22 protein-coding genes, 2 tRNA genes and 2 rRNA genes are annotated in these 25720 nt (G+C 63.7%); 11 read left to right on the top strand and 15 right to left on the bottom strand.

Annotated elements, in window-relative coordinates; all coding sequences use genetic code 11:
* Positions 1 to 44: 44 nt before the first annotated feature.
* The 4 genes from OZN62_RS11880 to OZN62_RS11865 all read right to left on the bottom strand — a co-directional run bounded on the left by OZN62_RS11880 (position 45) and on the right by OZN62_RS11865 (position 4905).
* A 23S ribosomal RNA gene (locus OZN62_RS11880) occupies positions 45 to 2832 on the bottom strand.
* Between the two features lie 241 nt (positions 2833 to 3073).
* A tRNA-Ala gene (locus tag OZN62_RS11875) sits at positions 3074 to 3149 on the bottom strand.
* Positions 3150 to 3163: 14 nt separating this feature from the next.
* Positions 3164 to 3240 (bottom strand) — tRNA-Ile (locus OZN62_RS11870).
* Between the two features lie 181 nt (positions 3241 to 3421).
* Positions 3422 to 4905: ribosomal RNA gene (locus tag OZN62_RS11865) — 16S ribosomal RNA — on the bottom strand.
* Together the 16S and 23S rRNA genes with 2 tRNA genes alongside form the textbook arrangement of a ribosomal RNA operon.
* A 737-nt stretch (positions 4906 to 5642) precedes the next feature.
* On the opposite strand from OZN62_RS11865, the gene OZN62_RS11860 reads away from it, so the two are divergent.
* The 6 genes from OZN62_RS11860 to OZN62_RS11835 all read left to right on the top strand — a co-directional run bounded on the left by OZN62_RS11860 (position 5643) and on the right by OZN62_RS11835 (position 13237).
* Complete coding sequence (locus OZN62_RS11860) at positions 5643 to 6617, top strand: glycosyltransferase family A protein (RefSeq protein ID WP_442864376.1); 975 nt, start codon at positions 5643 to 5645, stop codon at positions 6615 to 6617.
* Positions 6618 to 6620: 3 nt separating this feature from the next.
* Positions 6621 to 8105, top strand: coding sequence for an oligosaccharide flippase family protein (locus OZN62_RS11855; RefSeq protein WP_269099999.1), 1485 nt, complete (start codon positions 6621 to 6623; stop codon positions 8103 to 8105).
* Between the two features lie 84 nt (positions 8106 to 8189).
* Positions 8190 to 9185 carry a retropepsin-like aspartic protease gene (locus OZN62_RS11850; protein ID WP_269099997.1) on the top strand — a complete coding sequence of 332 codons (996 nt, stop codon included), beginning with the start codon at positions 8190 to 8192 and terminating at the stop codon, positions 9183 to 9185.
* Positions 9186 to 9284: 99 nt separating this feature from the next.
* Positions 9285 to 11048: an ABCB family ABC transporter ATP-binding protein/permease gene (locus tag OZN62_RS11845; RefSeq protein ID WP_269102173.1), complete on the top strand. Its 1764-nt coding sequence runs from the start codon at positions 9285 to 9287 to the stop codon at positions 11046 to 11048.
* Positions 11049 to 11058: 10 nt separating this feature from the next.
* Entirely contained in the window at positions 11059 to 11619 is a 561-nt protein-coding gene (locus OZN62_RS11840; protein WP_269099996.1) for a hypothetical protein, read from the top strand.
* Between the two features lie 112 nt (positions 11620 to 11731).
* Positions 11732 to 13237 (top strand): SulP family inorganic anion transporter, encoded by a 1506-nt coding sequence (locus OZN62_RS11835; RefSeq protein WP_269099994.1) that lies wholly within the window; start codon positions 11732 to 11734, stop codon positions 13235 to 13237.
* 12 nt (positions 13238 to 13249) lie between these two features.
* On the opposite strand, the gene OZN62_RS11830 is transcribed toward OZN62_RS11835, so the two are convergent.
* The 6 genes from OZN62_RS11830 to OZN62_RS11805 all read right to left on the bottom strand — a co-directional run bounded on the left by OZN62_RS11830 (position 13250) and on the right by OZN62_RS11805 (position 18391).
* Positions 13250 to 14539 carry a dicarboxylate/amino acid:cation symporter gene (locus OZN62_RS11830; RefSeq protein WP_269099993.1) on the bottom strand — a complete coding sequence of 430 codons (1290 nt, stop codon included), beginning with the start codon at positions 14537 to 14539 and terminating at the stop codon, positions 13250 to 13252.
* A gap of 71 nt (positions 14540 to 14610) precedes the next feature.
* Complete coding sequence (locus tag OZN62_RS11825; protein WP_269099992.1) at positions 14611 to 14826, bottom strand: DUF1737 domain-containing protein; 216 nt, start codon at positions 14824 to 14826, stop codon at positions 14611 to 14613.
* A 14-nt stretch (positions 14827 to 14840) separates the two neighbouring features.
* A complete protein-coding gene (hslU, locus tag OZN62_RS11820; protein ID WP_269099988.1) occupies positions 14841 to 16139 on the bottom strand; it encodes an ATP-dependent protease ATPase subunit HslU in 1299 nt (432 codons plus the stop codon).
* A 46-nt stretch (positions 16140 to 16185) separates the two neighbouring features.
* Positions 16186 to 17274 carry an acyltransferase family protein gene (locus OZN62_RS11815; protein ID WP_269099986.1) on the bottom strand — a complete coding sequence of 363 codons (1089 nt, stop codon included), beginning with the start codon at positions 17272 to 17274 and terminating at the stop codon, positions 16186 to 16188.
* A 31-nt stretch (positions 17275 to 17305) separates the two neighbouring features.
* Positions 17306 to 17881, bottom strand: a complete 576-nt coding sequence (gene hslV / locus OZN62_RS11810) for an ATP-dependent protease subunit HslV (RefSeq protein ID WP_269099985.1) — start codon at positions 17879 to 17881, stop codon at positions 17306 to 17308.
* 48 nt (positions 17882 to 17929) lie between these two features.
* A complete protein-coding gene (locus tag OZN62_RS11805; RefSeq protein WP_269099984.1) occupies positions 17930 to 18391 on the bottom strand; it encodes an outer membrane protein assembly factor BamE in 462 nt (153 codons plus the stop codon).
* A 150-nt stretch (positions 18392 to 18541) separates the two neighbouring features.
* On the opposite strand from OZN62_RS11805, the gene OZN62_RS11800 reads away from it, so the two are divergent.
* Complete coding sequence (locus OZN62_RS11800; RefSeq protein ID WP_269099982.1) at positions 18542 to 19060, top strand: ubiquinol-cytochrome C chaperone family protein; 519 nt, start codon at positions 18542 to 18544, stop codon at positions 19058 to 19060.
* Positions 19057 to 19581 carry a YceD family protein gene (locus tag OZN62_RS11795; protein WP_269099981.1) on the top strand — a complete coding sequence of 175 codons (525 nt, stop codon included), beginning with the start codon at positions 19057 to 19059 and terminating at the stop codon, positions 19579 to 19581. Before OZN62_RS11800 ends, OZN62_RS11795 begins: the two co-directional genes overlap by 4 nt.
* Before the next feature lie 182 nt (positions 19582 to 19763).
* Here the strand turns inward: OZN62_RS11795 and ssb are convergent, their stop codons facing one another.
* The 5 genes from ssb to OZN62_RS11770 all read right to left on the bottom strand — a co-directional run bounded on the left by ssb (position 19764) and on the right by OZN62_RS11770 (position 23813).
* A complete protein-coding gene (gene ssb, locus OZN62_RS11790; RefSeq protein ID WP_269099980.1) occupies positions 19764 to 20258 on the bottom strand; it encodes a single-stranded DNA-binding protein in 495 nt (164 codons plus the stop codon).
* Positions 20259 to 20369: 111 nt separating this feature from the next.
* Positions 20370 to 22217 (bottom strand): ferrous iron transporter B, encoded by a 1848-nt coding sequence (gene feoB / locus OZN62_RS11785; RefSeq protein ID WP_269099978.1) that lies wholly within the window; start codon positions 22215 to 22217, stop codon positions 20370 to 20372.
* Positions 22214 to 22453 (bottom strand): FeoA family protein, encoded by a 240-nt coding sequence (locus tag OZN62_RS11780; protein ID WP_269102172.1) that lies wholly within the window; start codon positions 22451 to 22453, stop codon positions 22214 to 22216. The genes feoB and OZN62_RS11780 overlap by 4 nt, the downstream gene beginning before the upstream one ends.
* 83 nt (positions 22454 to 22536) lie before the next feature.
* Entirely contained in the window at positions 22537 to 23202 is a 666-nt protein-coding gene (locus OZN62_RS11775) for a COQ9 family protein (RefSeq protein ID WP_269099976.1), read from the bottom strand.
* Positions 23202 to 23813 carry an ankyrin repeat domain-containing protein gene (locus OZN62_RS11770; protein ID WP_269099975.1) on the bottom strand — a complete coding sequence of 204 codons (612 nt, stop codon included), beginning with the start codon at positions 23811 to 23813 and terminating at the stop codon, positions 23202 to 23204. Before OZN62_RS11770 ends, OZN62_RS11775 begins: the two co-directional genes overlap by 1 nt.
* A 97-nt stretch (positions 23814 to 23910) precedes the next feature.
* Between OZN62_RS11770 and OZN62_RS11765 the strand changes: the two genes are divergently transcribed.
* Genes OZN62_RS11765 through OZN62_RS11755 form a run of 3 tightly spaced genes read left to right on the top strand, consistent with a single transcriptional unit; the run spans position 23911 to position 25681 of the window.
* Positions 23911 to 24513: an SCO family protein gene (locus OZN62_RS11765; protein WP_269099974.1), complete on the top strand. Its 603-nt coding sequence runs from the start codon at positions 23911 to 23913 to the stop codon at positions 24511 to 24513.
* Positions 24501 to 24950: a YcgN family cysteine cluster protein gene (locus OZN62_RS11760; RefSeq protein ID WP_269099973.1), complete on the top strand. Its 450-nt coding sequence runs from the start codon at positions 24501 to 24503 to the stop codon at positions 24948 to 24950. Before OZN62_RS11765 ends, OZN62_RS11760 begins: the two co-directional genes overlap by 13 nt.
* The gene (locus OZN62_RS11755; RefSeq protein ID WP_269099971.1) at positions 24947 to 25681 is read left to right on the top strand and encodes a M48 family metallopeptidase; all 735 of its coding nucleotides are present in this window, start codon (positions 24947 to 24949) and stop codon (positions 25679 to 25681) included. Before OZN62_RS11760 ends, OZN62_RS11755 begins: the two co-directional genes overlap by 4 nt.
* The last annotated feature ends 39 nt before the right edge of the window (positions 25682 to 25720 follow it).

The following is a 25720-nucleotide window of genomic DNA, read 5'->3' as shown; positions in this document are numbered from 1 at the left end:
CCTCAAAGCCAGAGCATGCAGCCCTGACGTTGATGGTGGGATCCAACAAGCGCGAACAGAACTATTAGGACCGGTTAGCTCCACGCATTACTGCGCTTCCACACCCGGCCTATCAACGTGATGGTCTATCACGGTTCGATGATTGCTAATCTTGAGGGAGGCTTCCCGCTTAGATGCTTTCAGCGGTTATCCCTTCCGTGCATAGCTACCCAGCTGCACCGTTGGCACGATGACTGGTACACCAGAGGCACGTTCACCCCGGTCCTCTCGTACTAGGGGCAACTCCTCTCAACAATCGACGCCCACGGCAGATAGGGACCAAACTGTCTCGCGACGTTCTGAACCCAGCTCACGTACCACTTTAATTGGCGAACAGCCAAACCCTTGGGACCTGCTCCAGCCCCAGGATGTGATGAGCCGACATCGAGGTGCCAAACACTGCCGTCGATATGAGCTCTTGGGCAGTATCAGCCTGTTATCCCCGGCGTACCTTTTATCCGTTGAGCGATGGCCCTTCCACGAGGGACCACCGGATCACTATGACCGACTTTCGTCTCTGCTCGACTCGTCAGTCTCGCAGTCAGGCAGGCTTATGCCATTGCACTCTCGCAGCCGGTTTCCAACCGGCCTGAGCCTACCATCGCGCGCCTCCGTTACTCTTTAGGAGGCGACCGCCCCAGTCAAACTACCCGCCACAGAGGGTCCCAGCACCGGATAACGGTGCGTGGTTAGACATCAGAAAACAACAGGGTGGTATTTCACCTATGGCTCCACTCGGACTGGCGCCCAAGTTTCAAAGCCTCCCACCTATGCTACACAGTTCTTTCCTAATGCCACTCTGAAGCTGCAGTAAAGGTGCACGGGGTCTTTCCGTCTAACCGCGGGTATCCCGCATCTTCACGGGAACTTCAATTTCGCTGAGCATATCCTGGAGACAGTGGGGAAGTCGTTACGCCATTCGTGCAGGTCGGAACTTACCCGACAAGGAATTTCGCTACCTTAGGACCGTTATAGTTACGGCCGCCGTTTACTGGGGCTTCAATTCGGAGCTTGCACTCCTCCTCTTAACCTTCCAGCACCGGGCAGGCGTCAGACCCTATACGTCGTCTTGAAGCCGACTTAGCAGAGTCCTGTGTTTTTGATAAACAGTCGCTACCCCCTGGCCTGTGCCCCCTGAAAAGAGTTGCCTCGATTCAGGGCCTCCTTCTTCCGAAGGTACGGAGGCAATTTGCCGAGTTCCTTCAGGATACTTCACTCAAGCGCCTTGGTATACTCTACCTGACCACCTGTGTCGGTTTCGGGTACGGTCTATACGGAGAGGCTATTTCCCGGGACAACTTGGCAGCCCAACCAATCCGATAAGGTTGAACTACTTCCGCCATCCGTCACACATCTCCAGGCCCACGAATATTAACGTGGTTCCCATCGACTACCCCCTTCGGGCTCGTCTTAGGGGCCGGCTTACCCTGCGCCGATTAGCGTTGCGCAGGAACCCTTGGTCTTTCGGCGAGAGGGCATCTCACCCTCTTTATCGCTACTCATGTCAGCATTCGCACTTCCGATACGTCCACCGTCGGTTACCCTTCGGCTTCACTCGCTTACGGAACGCTCCGCTACCGCTGCAGTAAACTGCAACCCTAAGCTTCGGTGCATATCTTTAGCCCCGTTACATCTTCGCCGCAGGAACCCTTATTTAGACCAGTGAGCTGTTACGCTTTCTTTAAAGGATGGCTGCTTCTAAGCCAACCTCCTGGTTGTTTTGGGATTCCCACATGCTTTCCCACTTAGATATGACTTGGGGACCTTAGCTGTAGGTTAGGGCTGTTTCCCTTTTGACGACGGACCTTAGCACCCGCCGTCTGTCTGCTGGACAAGACTCGATGGTATTCGGAGTTTGGTTAGGTTTGGTACAGCTCGCGCCGCCCTAGCCCATCCAGTGCTCTACCCCCATCGGCATACATCCAACGCTCTACCTCAATAGATTTCGCGGAGAACCAGCTATTTCCCGGCTTGATTGGCCTTTCACCCCTAAACACAACTCATCCGATAATTTTTCAACATTAAACGGTTCGGCCCTCCAGTGCGTGTTACCGCACCTTCAGCCTGGTCATGCCTAGATCGCCGGGGTTCGGGTCTAATCCAACAAACTCATTCGCCCTATTCAGACTCGCTTTCGCTGCGCCTACACCTAACGGCTTAAGCTTGCTTGCTAGATTAAGTCACTGACCCATTATGCAAGAGGTACGCTGTCACCCCCTATGGGGCTCCAACTGATTGTAAGCATTCGGTTTCAGGTACTGTTTCACTCCCCTAATCGGGGTGCTTTTCACCTTTCCCTCACGGTACTGTGTTCGCTATCGGTCATGTACGAGTATTTAGGCTTGGAGGGTGGTCCCCCCATGTTCAGACAGGATTTCACGTGTCCCGCCCTACTCAAGTCCTTCATCATCACTTTCGCATACGGGGCTGTCACCCGCTATGGCCACTCTTTCCAAAGTGTTCTGCTAGTTGAAATGAAGGCACTGGCCTGGTCCCGGTTCGCTCGCCACTACTACGGGAATCTCGGTTGATGTCTTTTCCTCCGGGTACTGAGATGTTTCAGTTCCCCGGGTTAGCTTCACCAAGCCTATATATTCAGCAAGGTGATACCCTATCCACCTCTTCTGCGCTTCCCGAAGGAAGAACAGAGGAAATGGTGAGGGTGGGTTTCCCCATTCGGAAATCGCCGGATCGAAGCTTGCTCACAGCTCCCCGACGCTTATCGCAGCGTGCCACGTCCTTCATAGCCTGTACATGCCAAGGCATCCACCAAATGCTCTTACCTCACGCTTGAGAATCCACACCATCAACGACAAGCCTGCATAACGCTTGACCGCTTAAAGATGGCATGGAGGAATTATCTCAGCCAGATAATCAATTTGATTGATTTGTGATTTGCCATCGACTGGTCGAAACCAGCGCGACGACACCTCACGGCATCGATTTAAAAACCCATTCACAATGTCAAAGACGGCGACCGATGTCGCCTAGCCTGCCGAAGCAGGATCCGCTTTCTTTTCATCCTGGAGTTGTCTGGTGGAGCCTATCGGGATCGAACCGATGACCCCCTGCTTGCAAAGCAGGTGCTCTCCCAGCTGAGCTAAGGCCCCTTAGACAAGAGAAATGGTGGGCCTGAGAGGATTTGAACCTCTGACCTCACCCTTATCAGGGGTGCGCTCTAACCAACTGAGCTACAGGCCCACTCGCTACCAGCGCTGGCCGTAAGGCCGCGGGCGGCGTGAGCCAGCTCAGGCGCAAACACCAAGCTTCCGCTTCGTGTTTCTCCAGTGATGAAAGGACATGAGGACGACGGCAATGTTCTTTGGAAATGGAGGAAGCACTTCCTGGCTCGAGGCCAGGCGCTTTCCGCCAAAATCCTTAGAAAGGAGGTGATCCAGCCGCAGGTTCCCCTACGGCTACCTTGTTACGACTTCACCCCAGTCGCTGATCCCACCGTGGCTGGCTGCCTCCTAAAAGGTTAGCGCACCATCTTCGGGTGAAACCAACTCCCATGGCGTGACGGGCGGTGTGTACAAGGCCTGGGAACGTATTCACCGCGGCATGCTGATCCGCGATTACTAGCGATTCCGCCTTCATGCTCTCGAGTTGCAGAGAACAATCCGAACTGAGACATCTTTTGGAGATTAGCTAACCCTCGCGGGATCGCTGCTCACTGTAGATGCCATTGTAGCACGTGTGTAGCCCAGCCTGTAAGGGCCATGAGGACTTGACGTCATCCCCACCTTCCTCCGGCTTATCACCGGCAGTTTCCTTAGAGTTCCCAACTAAATGATGGCAACTAAGGACGAGGGTTGCGCTCGTTGCGGGACTTAACCCAACATCTCACGACACGAGCTGACGACAGCCATGCAGCACCTGTCACTCGGTCCCGAAGGAAGAAAACCATCTCTGGTAGTCGTCCGAGGATGTCAAAGGCTGGTAAGGTTCTGCGCGTTGCTTCGAATTAAACCACATGCTCCACCGCTTGTGCAGGCCCCCGTCAATTCCTTTGAGTTTTAATCTTGCGACCGTACTCCCCAGGCGGATAACTTAATGCGTTAGCTGCGCCACCCAAGCTCTATGAGCCCGGACAGCTAGTTATCATCGTTTACGGCGTGGACTACCAGGGTATCTAATCCTGTTTGCTCCCCACGCTTTCGCACCTCAGCGTCAATCACTGTCCAGCAAGTCGCCTTCGCCACTGGTGTTCTTCCGAATATCTACGAATTTCACCTCTACACTCGGAATTCCACTTGCCTCTCCAGTATTCTAGTGCTGCAGTTTCAAGGGCAGTTCCGGGGTTGAGCCCCGGGATTTCACCCCTGACTTGCGACACCGCCTACGTGCGCTTTACGCCCAGTATTTCCGAACAACGCTAGCTCCCTCCGTATTACCGCGGCTGCTGGCACGGAGTTAGCCGGAGCTTATTCTCCAGGTACTGTCATTATCATCCCTGGTAAAAGAGCTTTACAACCCTAAGGCCTTCATCACTCACGCGGCATTGCTGGATCAGGCTTTCGCCCATTGTCCAATATTCCCCACTGCTGCCTCCCGTAGGAGTCTGGGCCGTGTCTCAGTCCCAGTGTGGCTGATCATCCTCTAAGACCAGCTAAGGATCGTCGCCTTGGTGAGCCTTTACCTCACCAACTAGCTAATCCTACGCGGGCCCATCCAAAGGCGATAAATCTTTGGTCCGAAGACATTATTTGGTATTAGCGTTCCTTTCGGAACGTTATTCCAAACCTAAGGGCAGGTTCCCACGCGTTACGCACCCGTGCGCCACTCACCCCGAAGGGTTCGTTCGACTTGCATGTGTTAGGCATGCCGCCAGCGTTCGTTCTGAGCCAGGATCAAACTCTCAAGTTTGTGTCACTCACTTGACCGGCACGATCCGAGGATCGCCGACCGATCAGGCAAGAGCTTCAAGGAGCCGATACCTGCACTGTCAAACGTAATGGATACGAATGAACATGCATCATCACACGGAAAACGTGGAGCTTTCCGAGGATGTGGCGTCGGCTTGGTTACCAGCTACCGCGACCTTGAGCTTCGCGGGCTGGGCGCCGTCGCCCACATGTCCCTTCATCAAAAAACGACAATGTCAAAGAGCCGCCAGACAGTTAAAGCGGACAGCGATTGGTTCCCCGATTTGCACCGGGGGATCCGGCTGTCCGTCTAGTGTTGGCGACCGATGCTTCGTGGCGGTGGAAACCGTCAGCGCCGCGTCGGTGAGAGGGCATCTAGGCGTGCTTCGAGATTCGGTCAACGCCTTTTTGCAATTTTATTTCGCGAGGCGTGATTTTTTCCGGAAACCCGCAGAATTCCTAGGGTTTAGATGGGATACATCTGCCGGATTGCAAGGCCTGGACCCTGGTTAAGGGCCATTTGAGGGGCAATTTCGCCGGAATCAGGCCCTGATTCACCCCCTCCGGCCATGAATCACGCGTCGCGCCCGGCGGCCATTAACCGCTGTCGCCACGCGAATCCGGCCATTGAGGCAATCTTTACATCCACAGCGTTAATGCGGGCGCTCGATGACAGGCCCGACTCACCTCGACCCCACACCCCCTCTTATACGTGCGCGCGCGCACGTAGGAGTGATCGTGCCCGCCTATGGCGTGGCCCACCTGCTGGGCGAGGCGCTCGAATCGCTGCAGGCACAGACGCTGACGGATTGGGAATGCGTGGTCGTCGACGACGGAGCCCCCGACGATGTCGCTGCTGCGGTAGCGCCCTTCCTCGAAGATTCGCGCATCACCTTCCTGCAGACCGACAACGCCGGCGTATCGACCGCGCGCAATCGCGCGATCGCGGCAACCAGCGCGCCCTACATCGCTCTGCTCGACGGCGACGACATGATTCGACCCGACTACCTGGCGCGGACCACGGCCGCGCTCGATGCCGATCCGCAGGCACGACTGGTAACGGTCAATGCCCGCATCTTCGGCGCGGTGGCCCGTGAGCGACTCTGCTTCACCGACAAGCAAGGGAGCGGTGACGGCGTGCATGGCTCGCTGGCCGACGTGCTCGACCGCAGCTTCGGCGTCTACATCGGCTCCACCTTCCGCCGGGCGGACTTCGACGCCATCGGCGGTTTCGATGCCGGCATGACCCACGCCGAAGACTTCGACCTGTGGGTGCGGCTGATGCTGCTGGGCGGACATGCGCTCTACCTCGACGAGGTGCTGGGCGATTACCGGGTGCGGTCGCGCTCGGCCTCGGCCGCCTCGCAGAAGATGCTCAAGGGCAATATCCGCACCTTCGAAAAGGCCCTGGAAGAGCTGCCGGAGGATTCGCCCGACGCCGAGGTTGCCAGGCAGATGATTGCGGAGAACCGGCAGGAGCTGCGCTTCGAGCTGGCCATCGATCGCGCCATCGACGGTGACCGCGATGCCATCCGCGACCTGCGCGAAAGCTTCATCGGCGAGCCCGGCCCGGTCTGGCGCGCGTCCTTCCTGATCTGGACAATCGCCCCGCAACTGGCCGCGCCGATGCTCGCCTACCGGCGCAAGGCCAATGCCCGCGGCGCGGGTGCGCCAGATGCGGACCTCACCCCCAACGTGCACAAGGCGGCCTGAGCGATGCGGGCGGGCATGAGCGTGCGCGGTGCGGCACTGCTGGCGATGATGAGCCAGATGGGGGCCTTCTCCATCCAGTTCATTGCAAGCGTCATCCTGGCGCGCTGGTTCATCGATCCCGACGAACTGGGGCTGTTCACCATCGCCTTCTCCTTCGTCAGCCTGCTGGCGGTGCTGCAGGAGTTCGGCATCAACCGCTTCGTGGCGGGCGAGAAGGATCTCGACGACGACAAGATTCGCACGGCCTTCACCGTCTCGCTCACCATCAGCTGGGCGATTGCCGTGCTGTGCGTGGTGCTGAGCTGGCCCGCCGCCGCGTTCTACGACCTGCCCGGTTTGTTGCCGCTGCTGCTGGTGGTGGCAGCGAGCTATTTCTTCGTGCCGCTGGCTACCGTGCCCATGGCGCTGCTGCATCGGAACATGGATTTCAAATCCAACACCATGATCGAAATCGGCGTGGTGCTGACCAATGCCGCGGTCGCCATCGCGCTGGCGTGGCAAGGTTACGGCGCCATCGCGCTGGCCTGGGGCGCCTTCGCCCAGCAGGTAGCACGCGCTGCCATCGCGCAGTGGCGCGTCGGCGGCCGCCTGCCCATCCCGCCACGGCTGGAAGGCGCGATGCCGGTGATCCGCTTCGGCGGATTCTCGACCGTGCTCTCAGGCATGTCGCAGCTTGGCTCGCGCTTGCCCGAACTGCTGATCGGGCGCTTGCTCGACACCGTGGCCGTCGGCCTCTTCGCACGCGCCTATGGGCTCGCCTGGCAGTTGCGCTGGCTGGTCTCGGGCGGACTGGCCACCGTGTTCTATCCCGCCTTCGCCCGCTTTCGCGACCGGGGCGATCCGCTGGGGCCGCATTACGAGCGGGTGACCGCCAGCTTCACCGCCATCACCTGGCCGACCATGGCCGGCCTTGCCGCCTGCTCGGTGCCGGTGATCAGCATTCTCTATGGCGAGCGTTGGCTGGGTGCCGCGCGGCCGCTGGAATGGATCGCCGTTTCGCAAATCCTGTTCATCGCCCTGCCACTGCATGTCGAACTGCCGATCCTGCTGGGCAAGATGCGCCCGCTGCTGTGGCGGTTCGGGCTGGATACGGCGGTCTCGGTCGTCCTGCTGGCGATCGGGGCGATGTATTCGCTGGAGGCGGCCGCCGCCAGCCGCGTTGCCTATGGCTTCGCCTGGCTCGCCATCCATGCGCCCTTCCTCCAGTCCGTCGTGGGCTTCCGCTGGAGTGCGCTGGTCCGGGTGTGGCTGCAATCCGCCTTCGCCACCGGGGTCGCCGTGCTGCCGGTCTGGCTTTCCTACGTCTGGATTGCGCCGGCCGAGGAGGCTGGCTTCCTGCAGGTGTTCGGCGCAGCCATGGTCGGCATCGTCATGTGGCTGGTGACGCTGCGGCAGACCGCGCACCCGGCCTATGCCGAGATTCACCACTTCGCCGAAAGCGCCCTGTCGCGCTTCGGCTGGAGCTGGCTGGTCCCGGCGCCTCGCTAAAGCGGATTTGGGGCTTTGCCCGCAGCGTGATATTCTCCCTTCGTTCGTCGCAGCCGGGACGCGTCGACGGACGGGAGAGAGAGTATGGGCTGGATCGCCTTAGCCACCGCGCTCGCGCTGGCAGGAGCCGATACGGCGGCGGTCGACACCGAGGCGACCGAACCGCCCCAGGCTGCCGAGACCCAAGCGAGCGCCGCCATTGAACCGCCGGTGATCGACGTCATCACGATGGAGATCGAACGCTATCGGCGGATGACCGTGCCTGTCACCATCATGGGCGAGGGGCCGTTCAACTTCATGGTCGACACCGGGGCGCAGGCCACCGTCCTGTCGCTCGCCCTCGCCGACCAGTTGCAGCTGCACGACCGTGACAACGCCATGCTGGTGGGCATGGCCAGCAGGCGGCCGGTGCAGACAACCATGGTGCCCGACTTCATGCTGGGCGAACGCAGCATGACGATCCGCACCGCGCCGCTGGTGGAAGGACAGCATATCGGCGGCGCCGACGGTATCCTCGGCCTCGACAGCCTGCAGGGCCAGCGCGTGCTGCTGGACTTCACCAACAGCGAAATGAGCGTGTCCGACAGCCTCGGCAGCGGCGGGTCGGGCGGCTACGATATCATCGTGCGTGCGCGCGAGCGGCTGGGTCAGCTGATCATCCACCGCGCGCAGATCGACGGCGTCGATGTCGACGTGATCGTCGATACCGGCGCGCAGGGCTCGGTCGGCAACATGGCGCTGGAACGGCGGCTGCAACGGCGGCGCACGCTGGAGGATTCGGTGATGACCGACGTCAACGGCGTGCAGATTTCGGGAGAGGCGCGGGTCGCCCGCCGCCTCGCGCTGGGTCGGGCAATCGTCAACAACGTGGTCATCTCCTTTGCCGATTCCCCCACTTTCGCGGCGCTCGACCTGAACGAGCGCCCGGCGCTGATCCTGGGCATGAGCGAACTGCGCCTGTTCAAGCGCGTGGCCATCGATTTCCGCAGCCGCCGCGTGCTGTTCGACCTGCCGGGCGACGTGCCGCTGGACCGCGCCTTCCACTTCGAGGGACGCGCCACGCGACTGAACGGGCAGTAGCGCGCTCTTGCCGCGCGGCGCGCGAGGCCCCACCTTGCGGGCGACGTGAGAGATTTCGGGCAACAGACAGGCACGGGTGAGACTGCCGACTGGGCGACCATGCGGCGCTTCCTGCCCTACCTGTGGCCCAAGGGCCGCCCGGAGCTGAAACGGCGTATCGCCGGCGCGGCCTTCTTCGTGCTGGCGGCCAAGGTCGTCGTCCTCACCCTGCCCTTTGCCTATGCCCGCGCGGTCGACACGATGAGCGCCGATGGCGACCCCGCCGTGTGGGTCGCGATGGCGCTGGTGATTGCCTATGCCGCCGGCCGCTTCGGCACCGTGCTGTTCGACCAGCTGCGCAACATCACCTTCAACCGCGTGGGGCAGGATGCCGTGCTCGGCCTGACCGAGGACGTGTTCGCGCGGCTGCATCACCTCAGCCTGCGCTTTCACCTCTCCCGCCGCACCGGCGAGATCACCCGCGTGGTGGAGCGCGGCACCAAGTCGATCAGCTCGATGCTGTACTTCCTGCTGTTCAACATCGCCCCCACGGCCATCGAACTGGTGGTGGTCAGCGTGATCTTCTGGACCGTGTTCGGCTGGGAACTGGTCGCCGCCACCGCCGTGACCGTGGTCAGCTTCATCTGGATTACCCAGCGCATCACCGAATGGCGGGTGAAGCTGCGCAAGGAGATGAACGACCTCGACGGGCAGGCCATGGCGCGCGCGGTCGATTCGCTGCTCAACTACGAGACGGTGAAGTACTTCAGCGCCGAGGAGCGCGAACGCCGCCGCTACAAGACCACCGCCAAGGCCTATTCCGAAGCCGCCATCAAGACCGAGAACTCGCTCGGCCTGCTCAACATCGTGCAGGCGAGCATCCTCAACCTGATGATGGGCGCAGCGATGGCCTGGACGGTGTGGGGCTGGTCGCAGGGCAAGCTGACGCCGGGCGACCTGGTGCTGGTGAACACCTACCTGATGCAGCTGTTCCGCCCGCTAGACATGCTCGGCTGGGTCTATCGCACGATCCGGCAGGGGCTGATCGACATGGCCGACATGTTCCGCCTGATGGACACATCGGTGGAGGTGGAAGACAAGCCCGGCGCGCCCGCGCTGGTCGTCCGCCGCCCCACGGTCACCTTCGAGAATGTCAGCTTCGGCTACGACAAGGATCGCCAGATCCTCCACGGCCTCAGCTTCGAGGCCCCCGCCGGCGCGCATATCGCGCTGGTCGGCCCCTCGGGCGCGGGCAAGTCCACCATCGGGCGGCTGCTGTTCCGCTTCTACGATCCGTGGGAAGGCCGCATCTGCGTGGACGGGCAGGACATCGCCGAAGTGACGCAGGAAAGCCTGCGCCGGCAGATCGGCATCGTCCCGCAGGACAGCGTGCTGTTCAACGACACCATCGGCTACAACATCGCCTATGGCCGCGACGACGCCTCGCCCGAGGCCATCCGGCAGGCCGCCGCCGATGCCGCCATCCTGCCATTCATCGAGGGCCTGCCGCAGCAGTTCGAAACCGAAGTGGGTGAGCGCGGGCTGAAGCTGTCGGGCGGGGAGAAGCAGCGCGTCGCCATCGCCCGCACCCTGCTGAAGGACCCGCCGATCCTGCTGCTGGACGAAGCCACCAGCGCGCTCGATTCGCGCACCGAGCAGGATATCCTCGCCACGCTGAAGCGGGTGAGCGAGCACCGCACCACGATCGCCATCGCCCACCGCCTGTCGACCATCGCCGATGCGGATTTGATCCATGTCATGGATGGTGGCCGCATCGTCGAACAGGGTAACCATGCAGACCTCTTGCGCCGCAACGGGCTTTATGCGGAAATGTGGAACCGCCAGCTGAGCGAGGACGACAGCGCAAGGCAGGCGGCGGAATAGGGAGACGACAATGCAGAAACTGGCGAATGCAGCACTGGGCGCGGCGGGCCTTGCCCTGACACTGGCGGCCTGCGTTACCACGCCGGCCACTGCCCCGGCTGCCGATGCCGAGACTCCCTATTACGTGCGCGAAGGCATGGTGATCGGCCTCAATCCCTCCATCACCGCGATCTGGGACATGCAGGTCGACGTGATGGACGACTACGGCAATTTCGACCCCGCGCTGATGGACGATGCCAAGTGGACGGCGTTGCTGGCCAATGCCCGCGAACTGCAACACCAGTCGCAGCTGATGGGCGAAGCCACCCGCTATGTCGCGGCAGACCCGAACGGCACGCTGACCGATCCGCCGGTGGGCACGGACCTGGTCGCCATCCAGCAGCGGCTGGACGAACAGGAAGACCTCTACCGCGCCATGTCGATGTCGCTGGCGGGCCACGCCGGCCAACTGGTGCTGGCTGCCGAGGCGCGCGATGCCGAACGCGTAACCGCGCTGGTCAACGACATGCAGCCGGTGTGCAAGGCCTGCCACGACGTGTTCTGGTATCCCGAGGAATACCAGGGCAGCTAGCCCACGCTCCCAGCCAATCCACCCTTGCATTGTGCAGTGCAGCATATATGTGTGCGCTGAATCTTGACCGGCGCACCGCTTTTCGCGCGCGCCCCTGAAAACGGACAATGCAATGATCAACACCAGCGCGCTTCGCCGCGACTGGCTCGCCAACCCGCGTGCCGACATCCTGGCCGGTATCGTGGTGGCGCTGGCCCTCATCCCCGAAGCCATCGGCTTTTCCATCATCGCCGGCGTCGATCCGCGCGTGGGCCTCTATGCCTCGATCTCGATTGCCATGGTGATCGCCTTCACCGGCGGTCGCCCCGGCATGATTTCCGCCGCCACTGCCGCCGTTGCCGTGGTGGTGGTGCCGCTGGTGCGCGATCACGGCGTCGAATACCTGTTCGCCGCGACCATCCTGATGGGCATATTCCAGGCCATCGCCGCGATCCTGCGGCTCGACCTGATGATGCAGTTCGTCAGCCGCAGCGTGATCACCGGCTTCGTGAACGCGCTGGCGATTCTCATCTTCATGGCGCAGCTGCCGCAGCTCGATCCTACCGAGCCGGGCGTGTCCTTCCTCACCTATGCCATGGTCGCTGGCGGCCTCGCGATCATCTACCTGCTGCCCAAGCTGACCACGGCCGTCCCCTCGCCGCTGGTGGCGATCATCGTGCTGGGCGCGCTGTCGATCGGGCTGAACTGGGACGTGAACACCGTGTCCGACATGGGCGAGCTGCCCGAGGGCCTGCCCTATTTCATCATCCCCGACGTGCCCTTCACCGTCGAGACCTTCCAGATCATCGCCCCCTATTCGCTGACCATGGCGGCGGTCGGCCTGCTGGAAAGCCTGCTGACCGCGCAGATCGTCGACGACATGACGCACACCGAATCCAACAAGCAGCGCGAATGCGCCGGCCAGGGCGCGGCCAATGTGGTCGCCGCCTTCTTCGGCGGCATGGGTGGCTGCGCGATGATCGGCCAGTCGGTGATCAACGTGACGAGCGGCGGTCGCGGTCGCCTGTCGACCTTCACCGCCGGCCTGACCCTGCTGATCCTGCTGTGGCTGCTCGGCCCGATCGTCGGCCAGATTCCGATGGCCGCTCTGGTCGCCGTGATGATCATGGTCAGCATCGGCACCTTCAGCTGGAACTCGATCGCCAACCTCAAGCACCATCCGTGGCCGTCGTCGGTAGTGATGCTGACCACCGTCGTGGTGGTCGTCGCCACGCACAACCTGGCCGTGGGCGTGCTGGCGGGCGTGCTGCTGTCGGGCATCTTCTTCACCGGCAAGGTACAGCGGATGTTCAAGGTGGAGCGGGTGCGCGAAGGCGACACCGCCACCTATCACATCACCGGCCAGATCTTCTTCGCCAGCGTCGACCGTTTCTTCCACGCCATCGGCCCGGAAAGCCGCATGGACGACCCGGCGGACAACGTGGTAATCGACGTCACCAAGGCGCACTTCTGGGACATCTCCGGCGTCGGCGCGCTGGACAAGGTGGTGGAACGGATGCGCCGCAACGGTCGCAGCGTACAGGTGGTGGGCCTCAACGAGGCCAGTGCCGACCTGGTCGACAAGTTCGCGCTGACCGACAAGACCGGCGTGGAAATCGGGCTGGCCCCGCACCCCTGACCCGCATTCGGGTCAGGCGTCGATCATCGCCTCTATCGGGGTATCGACCTTTGGCTCCACCCCGCGGTCGACCAGCGCGGTGGCGGTGGCGTGGCTGGTGACGTGCAGCACCGTCATCACGATGTCGGGAATGACGTTCACCACCAGCAGCACCACGACGAATTCGATCGGGAAGCCGACCACGGCAGCGAAGGGGGCGTAATAGGCGATGAAGGTCGCCGCGCCCGGAATGCCGACGAAGCTCATCTCGATCAGGATGCCCATGAAGCCGAGGCCGACGATCATCGCGACGGTCAGCGGCTCCATGTCGTAGACCGCCACGGCATACATGCAGACGAGGATGGCCGTGGTGGGCGAGGCGATGCGCAGCAGCACGGCCGCCAGCGGCATGGTGGCGCTGATGGCCTCGTCGCTCAGCCCCATCTTGCGGCAGCTGGTGATGGTGACCGGCATGGTGCCGGTGCTGCTCTGCGTGCCGAAGGCGACCGACTGGGCGGGAAAGATCGCTGTGGCGAAACGGCCCAGCGGCACGCGCCCCAATGTCACGGTAATCACGTAGACCACCACCATCAGCACCAGCACCTGCACCACCGAGAAGCTGATGTAGTGCGCCAAGCCTGCGAAGATGTCGGTGCCGTGGCGCTGCGTCGTCGGCAGGATCAGCATGGCGACGCCCAGCGGGGCGATCTTGAGGATCCAGTTGACGATGATGAACACCGTGTCCGCCAGCGCAGTGAGCGCGGAGACGAGCGTGCGCTTGCCCTCGCCGTCTTCCAGCTTGGCCAGCGCGGCGCCGAAGATCAGCGCGAAGAACAGCACCGGCAGCAGGCTGTCGCCGCTCATCGCGGCCACGATATTGGCCGGCACCAGCGCCAGCACCGCCTCGCCCCACGGCGGGCTTTCGGCGACCATACCCTCGCCCGACATGGCCCGCAGCGCCTGCGCCATGCCATCGGTGACGGGGAACATGTTGAACATGGCGATGTTCATCACCACGCCCAGCAGCGCGCCCATGGTGTAGAGCCCGAAGATCGCCACCAGTGCCCGGCGCGTGGTGCGCCCGCCGCTCGCCACGCCCTTGGAACGGATGAACAGCGTGGAGAGCATGGCGAAGACGAGTGGCAGGATCGTCATCTGCAAGGCCTGCAGCCAGAGCTGGCCGATCAGCGACAGCGCGCCGACGGCCTCGTCGACGGACTCGTTGCTACCGGCAGCGGGCAAGGCCAGCCCGACGATCGCCCCCAGCGCCAGCCCGATCAGGATCCATGCCGCCAGCGGCAGCTGCTTCGCCCTTGCCCACATACCGATTGCACTCCCCCCGAAGTTGCGGGGAGAGACTGCGGCGGATTGCCGCGCAACGCAAGCGCGTGAGGTCAGTCCTTCGGTGAGTAAGTCGGCCAGACGACCGCCTGGGCCACCTTCACCTGGCCGCGCCACCAGTCGTAGGTGGTGCGCGGCTCGCCATAGAGCACCCAGCCCTCTTCCAGCGCCAGCGATACCTTCTCGCAGAAGGCGCGGTCCTCGGTGCCGGTCAGCAGGCGATAGGGCAGCCTGCCGTCGGGCGGGCCGGAATTGGTGTCGTCAGCCATCAGTAAGCGCTCCGTCAGAGGATGTACTTGGAAAGATCGGTATCGCCCGCCAGCTGGCTCAACCGGTCGCGGACATAGGCGGCATCGATGGTGACGGTTTCGCCGGCGCGGTCCTCGGCCTCGAAGCTGAGTTCCTCGAACAGCTTTTCCATCACCGTCTGCAGGCGGCGGGCACCGATGTTCTCGACGCTTTCGTTCACCTGCGCGGCGATCTTGGCGACCTCGGCCACGGCCTCGTCGTTCATCTCGACTTCGAGCTTCTCCGTACCGAGCAGCGCCTTGTACTGGCTGACCAGGTTGGCGCGGGTTTCTGACAGGATGCGGACGAAGTCTTCCTCTGTCAGCGAACGCAGTTCGACGCGGATCGGCAGCCGGCCCTGCAGTTCGGGCAGCATGTCACTCGGCTTGGCGACGTGGAATGCGCCCGAGGCGATGAAGAGGACATGATCGGTCTTCATCGGGCCGTACTTGGTGGCCACCGTCGTGCCCTCGATCAGCGGCAGCAGGTCACGCTGCACGCCTTCGCGGCTCACCGAGCCGCCGCGTACGTCGGAGACGGCAATCTTGTCGACCTCGTCGAGGAAGACGATGCCGTTGGTCTCGGCATTGGCCAGCGCCACGCGGGCGACGTCGTCCTGGTCCATACGCTTCTCGGCTTCTTCGTCGACCAGCTTGTCCCAGGCGTCGGGCACCTTCAGCTTGCGCTTCTTCTTCGGCGGGCCGCCGAAAGCCTTGCCCATCATTTCCGACAGGTTGATCATGGTCGCGCCGCCGCCCATGCCGGGGATGTCCATCTGCATGCCGCCCTGCTCGGCGATCTCGATTTCGACCTCGGTATCGTTCATCGAATTGTCGACAATGCGCTGGCGGAAGCTCTGCCGGGTGGCCTCGCTGGCGGAGGGGCCGACGAGGGCATCGAGCAGGCGATCCATCGCCGCTTCGCTGGCAGCTTCGCGCACGGCCTCGCGACGGCGGTCCTTCTCCAGCCGGATGGCTTCCTCCACCAGGTCGCGGGCAATCTGCTCCACGTCGCGGCCGACATAGCCGACCTCGGTGAACTTGGTCGCCTCCACCTTTACGAAGGGGGCTTCGGCCAGCTTGGCGAGGCGGCGCGAGATCTCGGTCTTGCCGCAACCGGTCGGGCCGATCATCAGGATGTTCTTTGGCGTGACCTCGTCGCGCAGTTCGGGCGAGAGGCGCTGGCGACGCCAGCGATTACGCAGGGCCACGGCCACGGCGCGCTTCGCGTCCTTCTGGCCGATGATATGCTCGTCGAGCGCGGCGACGATCGCCTTGGGAGTCAGGTTTTCCATCCGCGCCCATTTGGCGAATATTGCGGCAGCTTCAACCCTGCGTCGGTCAAACGCCCGTCTGTTGGAGCAGGCGATCGCCGCGCCGGGCTGCTCCCAACCGGCGATTGAGCCACCGAGTCGCCGGCCGCTCCACGACCTGGAAGAACAGCCAACTGGCAATCAAGGTACCGGCCATGACGGCCAACAGGTATCCCCAACTACCTCCCGGCAGGCGAAGCTGCGCCGAAGTCCACATCCAGAAATGGGCGGCAGGAAGGTGCAGCAGATAGAGGGCGTAGCTGATGTCTCCACCGCGTTCGACCAGCCTGGGCGCGGGCAATGACAGCGGCCCGCCCAGTGCGGCCAGGGCGAGCAGCAGGGCGGGCAAGCCGCACCATGCCAGGTAATCGAAGCCCATTGCTGTCGGATCGGCCGGCTCGCCAATCAGGTACAGGGCAGCCAAGGTCGCTGCCACTGCCAGCACCCTCGCGAACTTGGGCAGCTCGCCGCCAGCCCCCCGCCACCAGCCAAGCGCCAGACCGGCAACGAATAGCAACAGCACGGGCCGCGTGGCGGTGTAGAGGAAAGCGTTTTCGGCAGGGACAAACGTCCCCACTGCGACCAACAGCAGCAACACGGCCGCAGTGCCAAGCAGCGCCCGCCGCCGGGGCATGGCGACGAACAGGCCGAACAAGGCATAGAACAGCATTTCGTAGAAGAGCGTCCAGCCGACCCAAAGCACCGGCACCGCGCGCAGGCTCTCGTCGGCCGGCCAGTACGGCCACAGCAGCAGCGATTGGACCAGCTCTGCCGGGTCGACCGACTCTTCGACGAGCACCAGCAGGATACCGACCAGCAACAGCGTGGCGAGCCAGTAGGGTGGCAGGATGCGTACGGCACGACGGGTCCAGAAGACACGCCGGGCGTCAACTTCACCGAACAGGTGCCGCGACGAAACAACCATGATGTAGCCGGAGATCAAGAAGAACAGCGCCACGGCGATCTGGCCGATTCCCCGGCGGTCGAAATCGACCCCCAGTCCGCCACCGATATGATCGGCAAACCCCATCGCCTGGTGCGACAGGGCAACTGCGAATGCAGCGCAAAAGCGCAGCAGTTGGATTGCTACGATTTTTCCGTCGTGATGCTCTGCCACTTGTCCCGCCTTACGCGGGAAAGTCGCCCGCCTACACTGTCTCTAGCGTAACATTGCCATTGGTGAAGACGCAGATGTCGGCCGCAACGGCCATCGCCTTGGTGGCGATCGTTTCCGCGTCGTCTTCGTATTCCGCAATCGCGCGGGCCGCGGCCAGCGCGTAGTTGCCGCCCGAACCGATGGCGGCGATCCCGCCTTCGGGCTCCAGCACGTCGCCATTGCCGGTCAGCACCAGCAGCGTTTCCTTGTCGGCGACGATCATCAGGGCTTCGAGGTTGCGCAGGTACTTGTCGGTGCGCCAGTCCTTGGCCAGCTCCACCGCGGCGCGCAGCAGCTGGCCGCTGTGCTGTTCCAGCTTGCGTTCCAGCCGTTCGAACAGGGTGAAGGCATCGGCGGTCGCACCGGCGAAACCGGCTACTACCTTGCCCCTGCCATTCTCTCCGGCATCACCAAGGCGGCGAACCTTGCGGGCATTGGGCTTCATCACCGTGTTGCCCATCGATACCTGGCCATCGCCCGCGATCACGGTCTGGTCGCCGCGCTTCACGCCGATAATGGTGGTTCCGTGCCACTGGGTAAGGCCGTGGCTATCCGTGCTGTTGGTCATGGACCGCGATATGGGCCGCAGCCGCGCGCGGTTCAACCGTAGAGGCGATCAGCCCGGGCCGCGACCGCCACCGGCACCCGGCGCGCCGACCGTGCCGATGTTGCCGAACAGGTCTTCCAGGAAGCCGCGCTCCCGGCCCAGCGTCGGCGTTTCGTCGCCATCCGGGCTGATCCGCGCCACCTGCTCCATGCCGGTGCGATCGGTGGAGACGACGTTGCCCGCCTCGTCAAAATGCACGGCGAGCACCGAGTGCTGGCGAATCTTGGGCTGGCGGAACGGGGCCTGCTCGGTACGGCTGGAGATGTAGTACCAGACGGGCTCGCCGAACTGGCTGACCATGGTCGGCTGGCCCAGCGTGGCGCGCACCGATTCGCGATTGTCGAGGCCGGGCTGCACGGCAGCCACCAGCACCTCGTCGACGATGTAGCCGCGGTGATTGGTGATCGAGGAGCAGCCTGCCAGCACCAGACCCAGTGCCGCCACGGTCGTACCCCGGACAATCCAACCCATTTGCCGTACCCTTCTCGCAATTCTCTTTGGGGAAGCGGCAACCGCTCCCTATATGCGCACCCGCCTTAGGGCAGCCTTAGCCCGGGTGCAACGCAAGAGCGCTGGTGCTAGGGCCGCTTTGAACAATCGCTTAATGACAAGAGCCCCCATATGTCCTTCATCTCCCGCTTCCTTGGCCTGAAGCCCGACCCGCGCGAGGACCTGCGCGCGCTGTGGCACGGTGTCGTCGCCACCAGTCGCGAGCCGGAATGGTATGCGGAATGCGGGGTCGAGGACAGTGTCGAGGGGCGCTTCGACATGATCGCGCTGGTGCTCTGCCTCACGCTGCTGCGGATGGAATCCAGCCCGACGCTGGGACCGAAGACCGCCTTCCTGACCGAGCTGTTCGTCGAGGACATGGACCGGCAGTTGCGCGACACCGGCGTGGGCGACCTGATGGTGGGCAAGAAGATGGGCAAGCTGGTCGCCGCACTGGGTGGCCGCCTCGGCGCCCTGCGCGAAAGCATGGGCGAAAGCGATGCGTCCCTCGCGGTGATCCTGCAACGCAACGTGACGCTCACGGACGAGGAGAAGAAACCCTTCCCCCTCGCCGTGCGCACCCGCGCGCTGCACAATGCGCTGGCCGCGCAGGACGATGCCTCGTTGTTGGCAGGACAGCTGCGGCCATGAGCGACACCTCCGAATTCAGCCGCATGGTGGACCGCCGCTCGCTGACCGCCGAGCCGATGGTACTCGAAGCCGACGATGCCGAGCGCGCCGCGCTGGCCAAGCGCTTCGAGATCGTCGCGGTCGAGAGCCTCAAGGCCACGCTGTCGCTGGAAGCCGACGGCGAGCAAGTGCGTGCCAGCGGACAGCTGGAAGCCGATATCGTGCAGAGCTGCGCTGTCTCGGGCGAAGACCTGTCGGTGCAGGTGCGCGAGGACCTGTCGCTGCTGTTCGTGCCCGAAAGCAGCCTGGCCGAGGCCGCTCCCGACGAGGAAATCGAGCTGGCGGAAGAGGAACTGGACGAGATCCCCTATTCCGGCACCGCCTTCGACCTTGGCGAAGCCGTGGCGCAAAGCCTGGCGCTGGCCATCGATCCCTACGCGGTCGGCCCGCAAGCAGACGAGGCGCGCCAGCGCCACGGCCTCCTGGAAGAAGGGGCCGCCGGCCCGTTGGCCGAGGCGCTGAAGGGGCTGAAGAAGGACTGACCTGTCCTACAACTCTACCGGCTGGCAGACCGGGCGCGCTCTTTCAAACGTCCGCCAACCCCGCGCGAATTTCGCGGTAGCCACAAACGAAAACAGCCCCGGAGGATTTTGCCTCCAGGACTGTGTTCCATGTGTTCCACATTCGTTGGATTTGCGGGCGCCAAGGCCCGGCGCAGCTGACCTCAGAACGGGATATCGTCGTCGAGGTCGTCGTAGTTGGAGCCGCCGCCCGAAGGCTGGCCGCCACCACCGCCGCCGAAGCCGCCACCCGAACCGCCGCCGCGCTGGCCACCGCCGAAGCCGCCGCCGCCGCCGCCGCCTTCACCGCGACCATCGAGCATCACCAGCGTGCCGTTGAAACCGCGCAGTACCACCTCGGTGGAATAGCGGTCCTGGCCGTTCTGGTCCTGCCACTTGCGGGTCTGCAGCTGGCCCTCGACGTAAACCTTGCTGCCCTTGCGCAGGTAGTTCTCGCAGACGTTCACCAGACCTTCCGAGAAGATGGCGACAGTGTGCCACTCGGTGCGTTCCTGCCGCTCGCCGGTGTTGCGGTCCTTCCAGGTCTCGCTGGTGGCGATGCGCAGGTTCGCCACGCGTCCACCGTTCTGGAAGCTGCGGATCTCCGGGTCTGCACCCAGGTTTCCGATCAGCATGACCTTGTTGAGACTGCCCGCCATTTCGTGATTCCTCTTCTGCTTGGCAAAGGGCTTATCGAAGGGGCAGGTGAGTCGCCACCCCTACCCCCGGCATATGTCCACAACGGATGAGGTTTTTCGGCAGGAAGGGCGCTACAGCCCCAGCGCCACCGCGCCCCAGTAGGTCAGGCCGGCAAAGACGTAGGCCAGGCCGAACAGGTAGGCGACCATGAAGGCCGGCCACTTCCAGCCGTTGGTCTCGCGCCGGGCAACCGCGATGGTGGAGATGCACTGCGGCGCGAAGACGAACCAGGCGAGGAAGGCCAGCGCGGTGGGCAGGCTCCAGCCCGCCTGCAGGCGCGGGATCAGGCCGGCGGCCTCCGCCTCCTCGTCCTCGGCATCGACAGCATAGGTGGTCGCCAGCGCACTGACGGCCACTTCGCGGGCGGCCATGGCCGGGATGATCGCCAGGCTGATCTCGCGGTTGAAGCCGATCGGCTCCATCACGACGTGCAGCCCGTCGGCCACCTGCCCGGCGATGCTGACATCGAGCTGGCTTTCACCCGGATCGGCCTTGGGGAAGCTGAGCAGCACCCACAGGGCAATGGTCGCGGCGAAAATGATGGTACCGGCGCGGCGCAGGAACACCCAGGCGCGCTGCCACAGGCCGATCAGCAGGTCACGCACGGGCGGCAACTGGTAACGCGGCAGCTCCATGATGAAGCCCGATGCGCCGCCCTTTGCCACGGTGCGACGCAGCACCAGCGCCACGATCATCGCCCCGACGATGCCCGCCACGTAGAGCGCGAACAGGACGAGGCCCTGCAAGCCAATGCCCGGCCCGACCGAAGTCGCCGGGATGAAGGCCGCGATGATCACGGCATAGACCGGCAGGCGCGCCGAACAGGTCATCAGCGGCGCGACGAGGATAGTGGTCAGCCGGTCCTTGGGATCGGCAATCGCGCGGGTCGCCATGATGCCGGGAATGGCGCAGGCGAAGCTGGACAGCAGCGGGATGAAGCTGCGTCCCGACAGGCCGACGTAGGCCATCAGGCGGTCCATGATGAAGGCCGCGCGGGCCATGTAGCCCGACTGTTCCATCGCCAGAATGAAGGCAAACAGGATAATGATCTGCGGCAGGAAGACGACCACCGAGCCGACGCCGGTCAGCACGCCTTCGGTGATGAAATCGCGGAGAATCCCTTCGGGCATGGCGCCTTCCACCAGGCCGATCAGCGCGGTGATGCCGCCGTCGATGGCATCGGCAAAGGGTGTCGCCCAGGCGAACACGGCCTGGAAGATGACGAACAGCAGGCCGAACAGGATGACGGGACCAAGCCAGGGGTGCAGCAGCACCTTGTCGAGGCTGGCATGCAGCCTGTGCTCGCCGCTTTCGGAAAGGATCGCGCCCTTGGCCATGTTGCGCGCGGCCAGGCGGCGCTCGGGCAGGGTCAGCGCGGCGACCTCGTGCCGGGTGGAAAGGTCCTGCTTGTCGGATTCGCCGATGGCCTCCGCCAGGGCTTCCAGCCCGCGCCGGCGGACGGCAACGGTGGAAACGACCGGTACGCCGAGCGCCGCGGACAGGGCATCGGGATCGACGACCAGCCCGTCGCGTTCGGCGAGGTCGACCATGTTGAGCGCGACCACGACCGGGCGACCGAGGGCGACCAGCTCCTGTGCGAAGACGAGGTGCTGTTCGAGGTTGGCGGCATCGATGACCACCACCAGCACGTCGGGCACGGCTTCGCCGGGAAACTCGCCCTGCACCACCTTCCGGGTGACTTCCTCGTCCGGGCTGGCGGGGTCGAGCGAATAGGAGCCGGGCAGGTCGATCAGCTCCACCGGTTCGCCGCTCGGCAGGAACATGCGTCCGGCCTTCCGCTCCACGGTGACGCCGGGATAGTTGGCGATCTTCTGGCGGGCACCGGTGAGCGCGTTGAACAGCGCGCTCTTGCCCGCATTGGGGTTGCCGACGAGGGCGGCGGTCCGCAGGCGGCTCATACCAGCTCCACCGTCATGGCGCGGGCATGGACACGGCGGATGGCCACCGACATGCGGCCCACCATCAGCGCGATGGGGTCCTTGCCCAGGAAAACGCCGCGGTGGGCAATGGCCACGCGAGCGCCTTCGTCGATGCCCAGCGCGCGCAGGCGCTTGGCCTCGTCGGGCGCGAGCGCGTCCCAGTCCACGCGGGTGATTTCGGCGCGATCGAGCGGCGCCAGCTTATCGAGAGTCAGCTCTGTATCCACGGCAATGCCCGGTGCCAGAGGCTCCAGCCAATTGCAACTGATTATCAATAAGAGCTTGGCGCGAAAGCGTCCTAGTCCTGCGGGTAGCGCAGCCGACCAAGGAAACGGGCAAGGTCGAAGTGCTCGCGATTGCCGCCCAGCAGCTGCGCCTTGGCCTTCTCGAAACTCATCACGTTATCGATCCGGCGATCGAGGAAAGCCCTCGTCTCCGCCTTGTCCTCGCTATCGTCGTCAACGAACACGGCCAGCGTCGCGCCGTAGATCGAACCGAGGATCGCCCGCTTGGTGTAGTGGTTGTAGTCGGTCGCCGTGTCACCGGCGAGCCGCCACATCTTGTCCGCGCTGGACCAGCCCTGCTTCAATGCAGTCGCCACGTTCTGCGGCATGGCCTGGATCGACATCGCCCGGCGCAGCGATTCTTCCAGCCCGGCGATAGCGTTGAGGCGGAACAGCACGAGTTCGCGGATCTTGTCGCGAATTTTCATGTTCTCGAGCCGCCCGTCCGCGAAATGCGCTTCCATTTTGGCGCCGATCGAGGCCACCCAGCCATCGATCATGTCCATCGGGCCGCCCTTGTAGGCGAGCCGCGCGACAGCGGGATCGACTCCGACCGTCTCCGCAGCCGAGACGAGCGCGGCGTCGCTCCAGCCGTCGAACATCGCCGCGACCGCGATTTCCGGCGCAAGCGCGATGCGCAGCTCGTCCAGCGTCATGTCGGCAAAGGCGAGGTCGGCCATCAGAACACCGGGCCGTAGATGCGATCGCCGCCCGAGTTGGCGTCCGATTCGTTGTTCTCGATCGCGGCGAGCACGCGCGAGGACACGCCCGGCTGCGACGCATATTCACGCGCCGAGCGTCCCGTGTTGTCCGCCCGGTCCGGATCGGCGCCGTTGGTCACCAGCACCTCGATCAGGTCGAGATTGCCCGAGAGAACGGCGAAGATCAGCGGCGTTTCACCCGTGCGATTCGCCACGTCGACACGCGCGCCATGCGCGATGAGCGACCGCACCCCCTCGACGAAACCCACCTGCGCCGCCGCGATCAGCGGGGTGCGGCCGGAATTGTCGGCGATATTGGGGTTGGCCCCTTCCTGCAGCAGGAAGTTGGTCCAGGTAATGTCCCGGCGAGCCACGGTGATGTGCAGGCCGGTCTCGCCGGAAGTCAGGTCGCGGGCGTTGATGACGGTGGAACCCGGCTTGTTGAGCAGCTCGGTCGCTTCGTCGCCCTCACGGTCCTTCACCGCTTCGAGAAAGAGGTAGCCGTCAGAATAGAACTGCGCTGCGGCAGGTGCGGCAAGGGCCAGTGCGGCAGCGGTGAAGACGATATTGCGAAAGGTGACGCGAGCCACTTCTCGTACTCCTGTATCAATTAAGTGCGCAAAAGCCCCGTGCATGTGCCGGACTCTGCTTGCCTGTTGCGCGTTAGCAGAGCATGAACGCTACGTCATGCCTGCACGCATTTCGGCTGTTTTTCCCGCCTCCCTCGCCCTTGCGCTGGCTGCCTGTGGCAGCGGCGTCGATCAACCTGCGCTGGAAGATGCGCCGCTGTACGGCAGTGCGCTGACCGGCGAATTCGACCTTGTCGATGCACAGGGCAACCAGGTGACCAACCGGGATTTCGCCGGGCGCTACCAGTTGATCTATTTCGGCTACGCCTATTGTCCGGACATCTGCCCTTTCGACATGCAACGCATGGTGCAGGGGTATAATCGCTTCGCCGAAGCCAATCCGGACCTGGCCGACGACGTGCAGCCGATCTTCATCACCATCGACCCGGCGCGCGACACGCCGGAAAAGGTGGGCGAATATACCGCCGCCTTTTCGGAAGACGTGATCGGCCTCACCGGCTCGCCCGAGCAGATCGAGTCGGCGGCCGCGAGCTTCTTCGCCTATTACACCAAGCTCGAGGAGAGCGAGGCGGGTGGTTACCTGATGGACCATTCGCGGGCGGGCTATCTGGTCGATCGTGAAGGGCAGCCGATGGCGCTGATCCCGGTCGAACAGTCGCCCGATGCCGTGGCCGCGGAACTGGAAAAATGGGTGCGCTGAGGGAGCGCTTCTGGGAACTTGACCTGGCCGATCTCAGCCGGGCCGAGTGGGAAGCGCTGTGCGATGGCTGTGGGCGCTGCTGCCTGCACAAGCTGGAAGACGAGGACACCGGCGAAATCGCCGAGACCAACGTCGCCTGCAAGCTGCTCGACACCGGCACAGCGCGCTGCCGCGACTATCGCCATCGCAAGGCCTTCGTGCCCGACTGCCTGCGCCTGACGCCCAAGCTGGTGCGCGAAGTACCGTGGCTGCCGGCTAGTTGCGCCTACCGCCGCCGGGCGGAGGGCAAGCCGCTGCCCGAGTGGCACCACCTGCTCACCGGCAGTCGCGATGCCATGTTGCAGGCGGGTGCCTGCGTCGCCGGGCGCTGCATCAGCGAGACCGTCGCCGGTCCGCTGGAACACCACGTGGTCGAGTGGGAGGATGGCACCGGATGATCGACTGGCTGCACAAGGACCATCAGGATCCCGCCATCGAAATCGATGGCCGCACCCTGCCTATCGCCATTCGCCGTCACGCCCGCGCCAAGCGCCTGACCATGCGGCTGGCACCCGACGGCAGCGAAGTGCGGATCACCCTGCCGACCTGGGGGCGCACGCTCGATGCCCTCGCCTTCGCCAGGGCCCGGCATGACTGGCTCGCCGTGCAGCTGGCCAAGGTTCCCAAGCCCGCCCGCATCGCCCACGGCGAAATCGTGGCTTATCGCGGCGAGGAGCTGCAGATCGCATGGCATGCATCGGCGGGGCGCAAGCCGGTGCTCGACGGCAGCGAATTGCGGGTCGGCGGACCGGCGGATCGGCTGGCGGGACGGGTGCAGCGCTGGCTTGAGGGGGAAGCCCTGCGGCTCGCGAGTGACGACCTCGCCTTCTATTGTGATCGCGCCGAATTGCCGCAGCCGGACCTGCGCCTGTCGCGCGCGCAGCGGCGCTGGGGATCGTGTTCGGGCGACAACAAGCGGGGGCGCTGCATCCGCATCAACTGGCGGCTGGTAATGGCGCCAGATCTCGTGCGCCGCTCGGTCGTCGCGCACGAGGTCGCGCATTTGGTCCATTTCGACCATTCGCCTGCCTTCCACGCCTTGCTGGGCAACCTGTTCGATGGCCGGATCGAGGACGCCGACGGCTGGCTGAAGCGCGAAGGCCGCTCGCTCTACGCCGCATTTGGCTAGGCAGCACTGGCGAAAGCGCGCGCGCGTCCCTATTCAGGC

The sequence above is a fragment of the Aurantiacibacter sp. MUD11 genome, assembly GCF_026967575.1.
In the GTDB taxonomy this organism is placed as follows: Bacteria; Pseudomonadota; Alphaproteobacteria; order Sphingomonadales; family Sphingomonadaceae; genus Alteraurantiacibacter.
The sequence above is the reverse complement of the archived record's forward strand: the minus strand, read 5'-3'. Positions and strand labels throughout refer to the sequence as shown.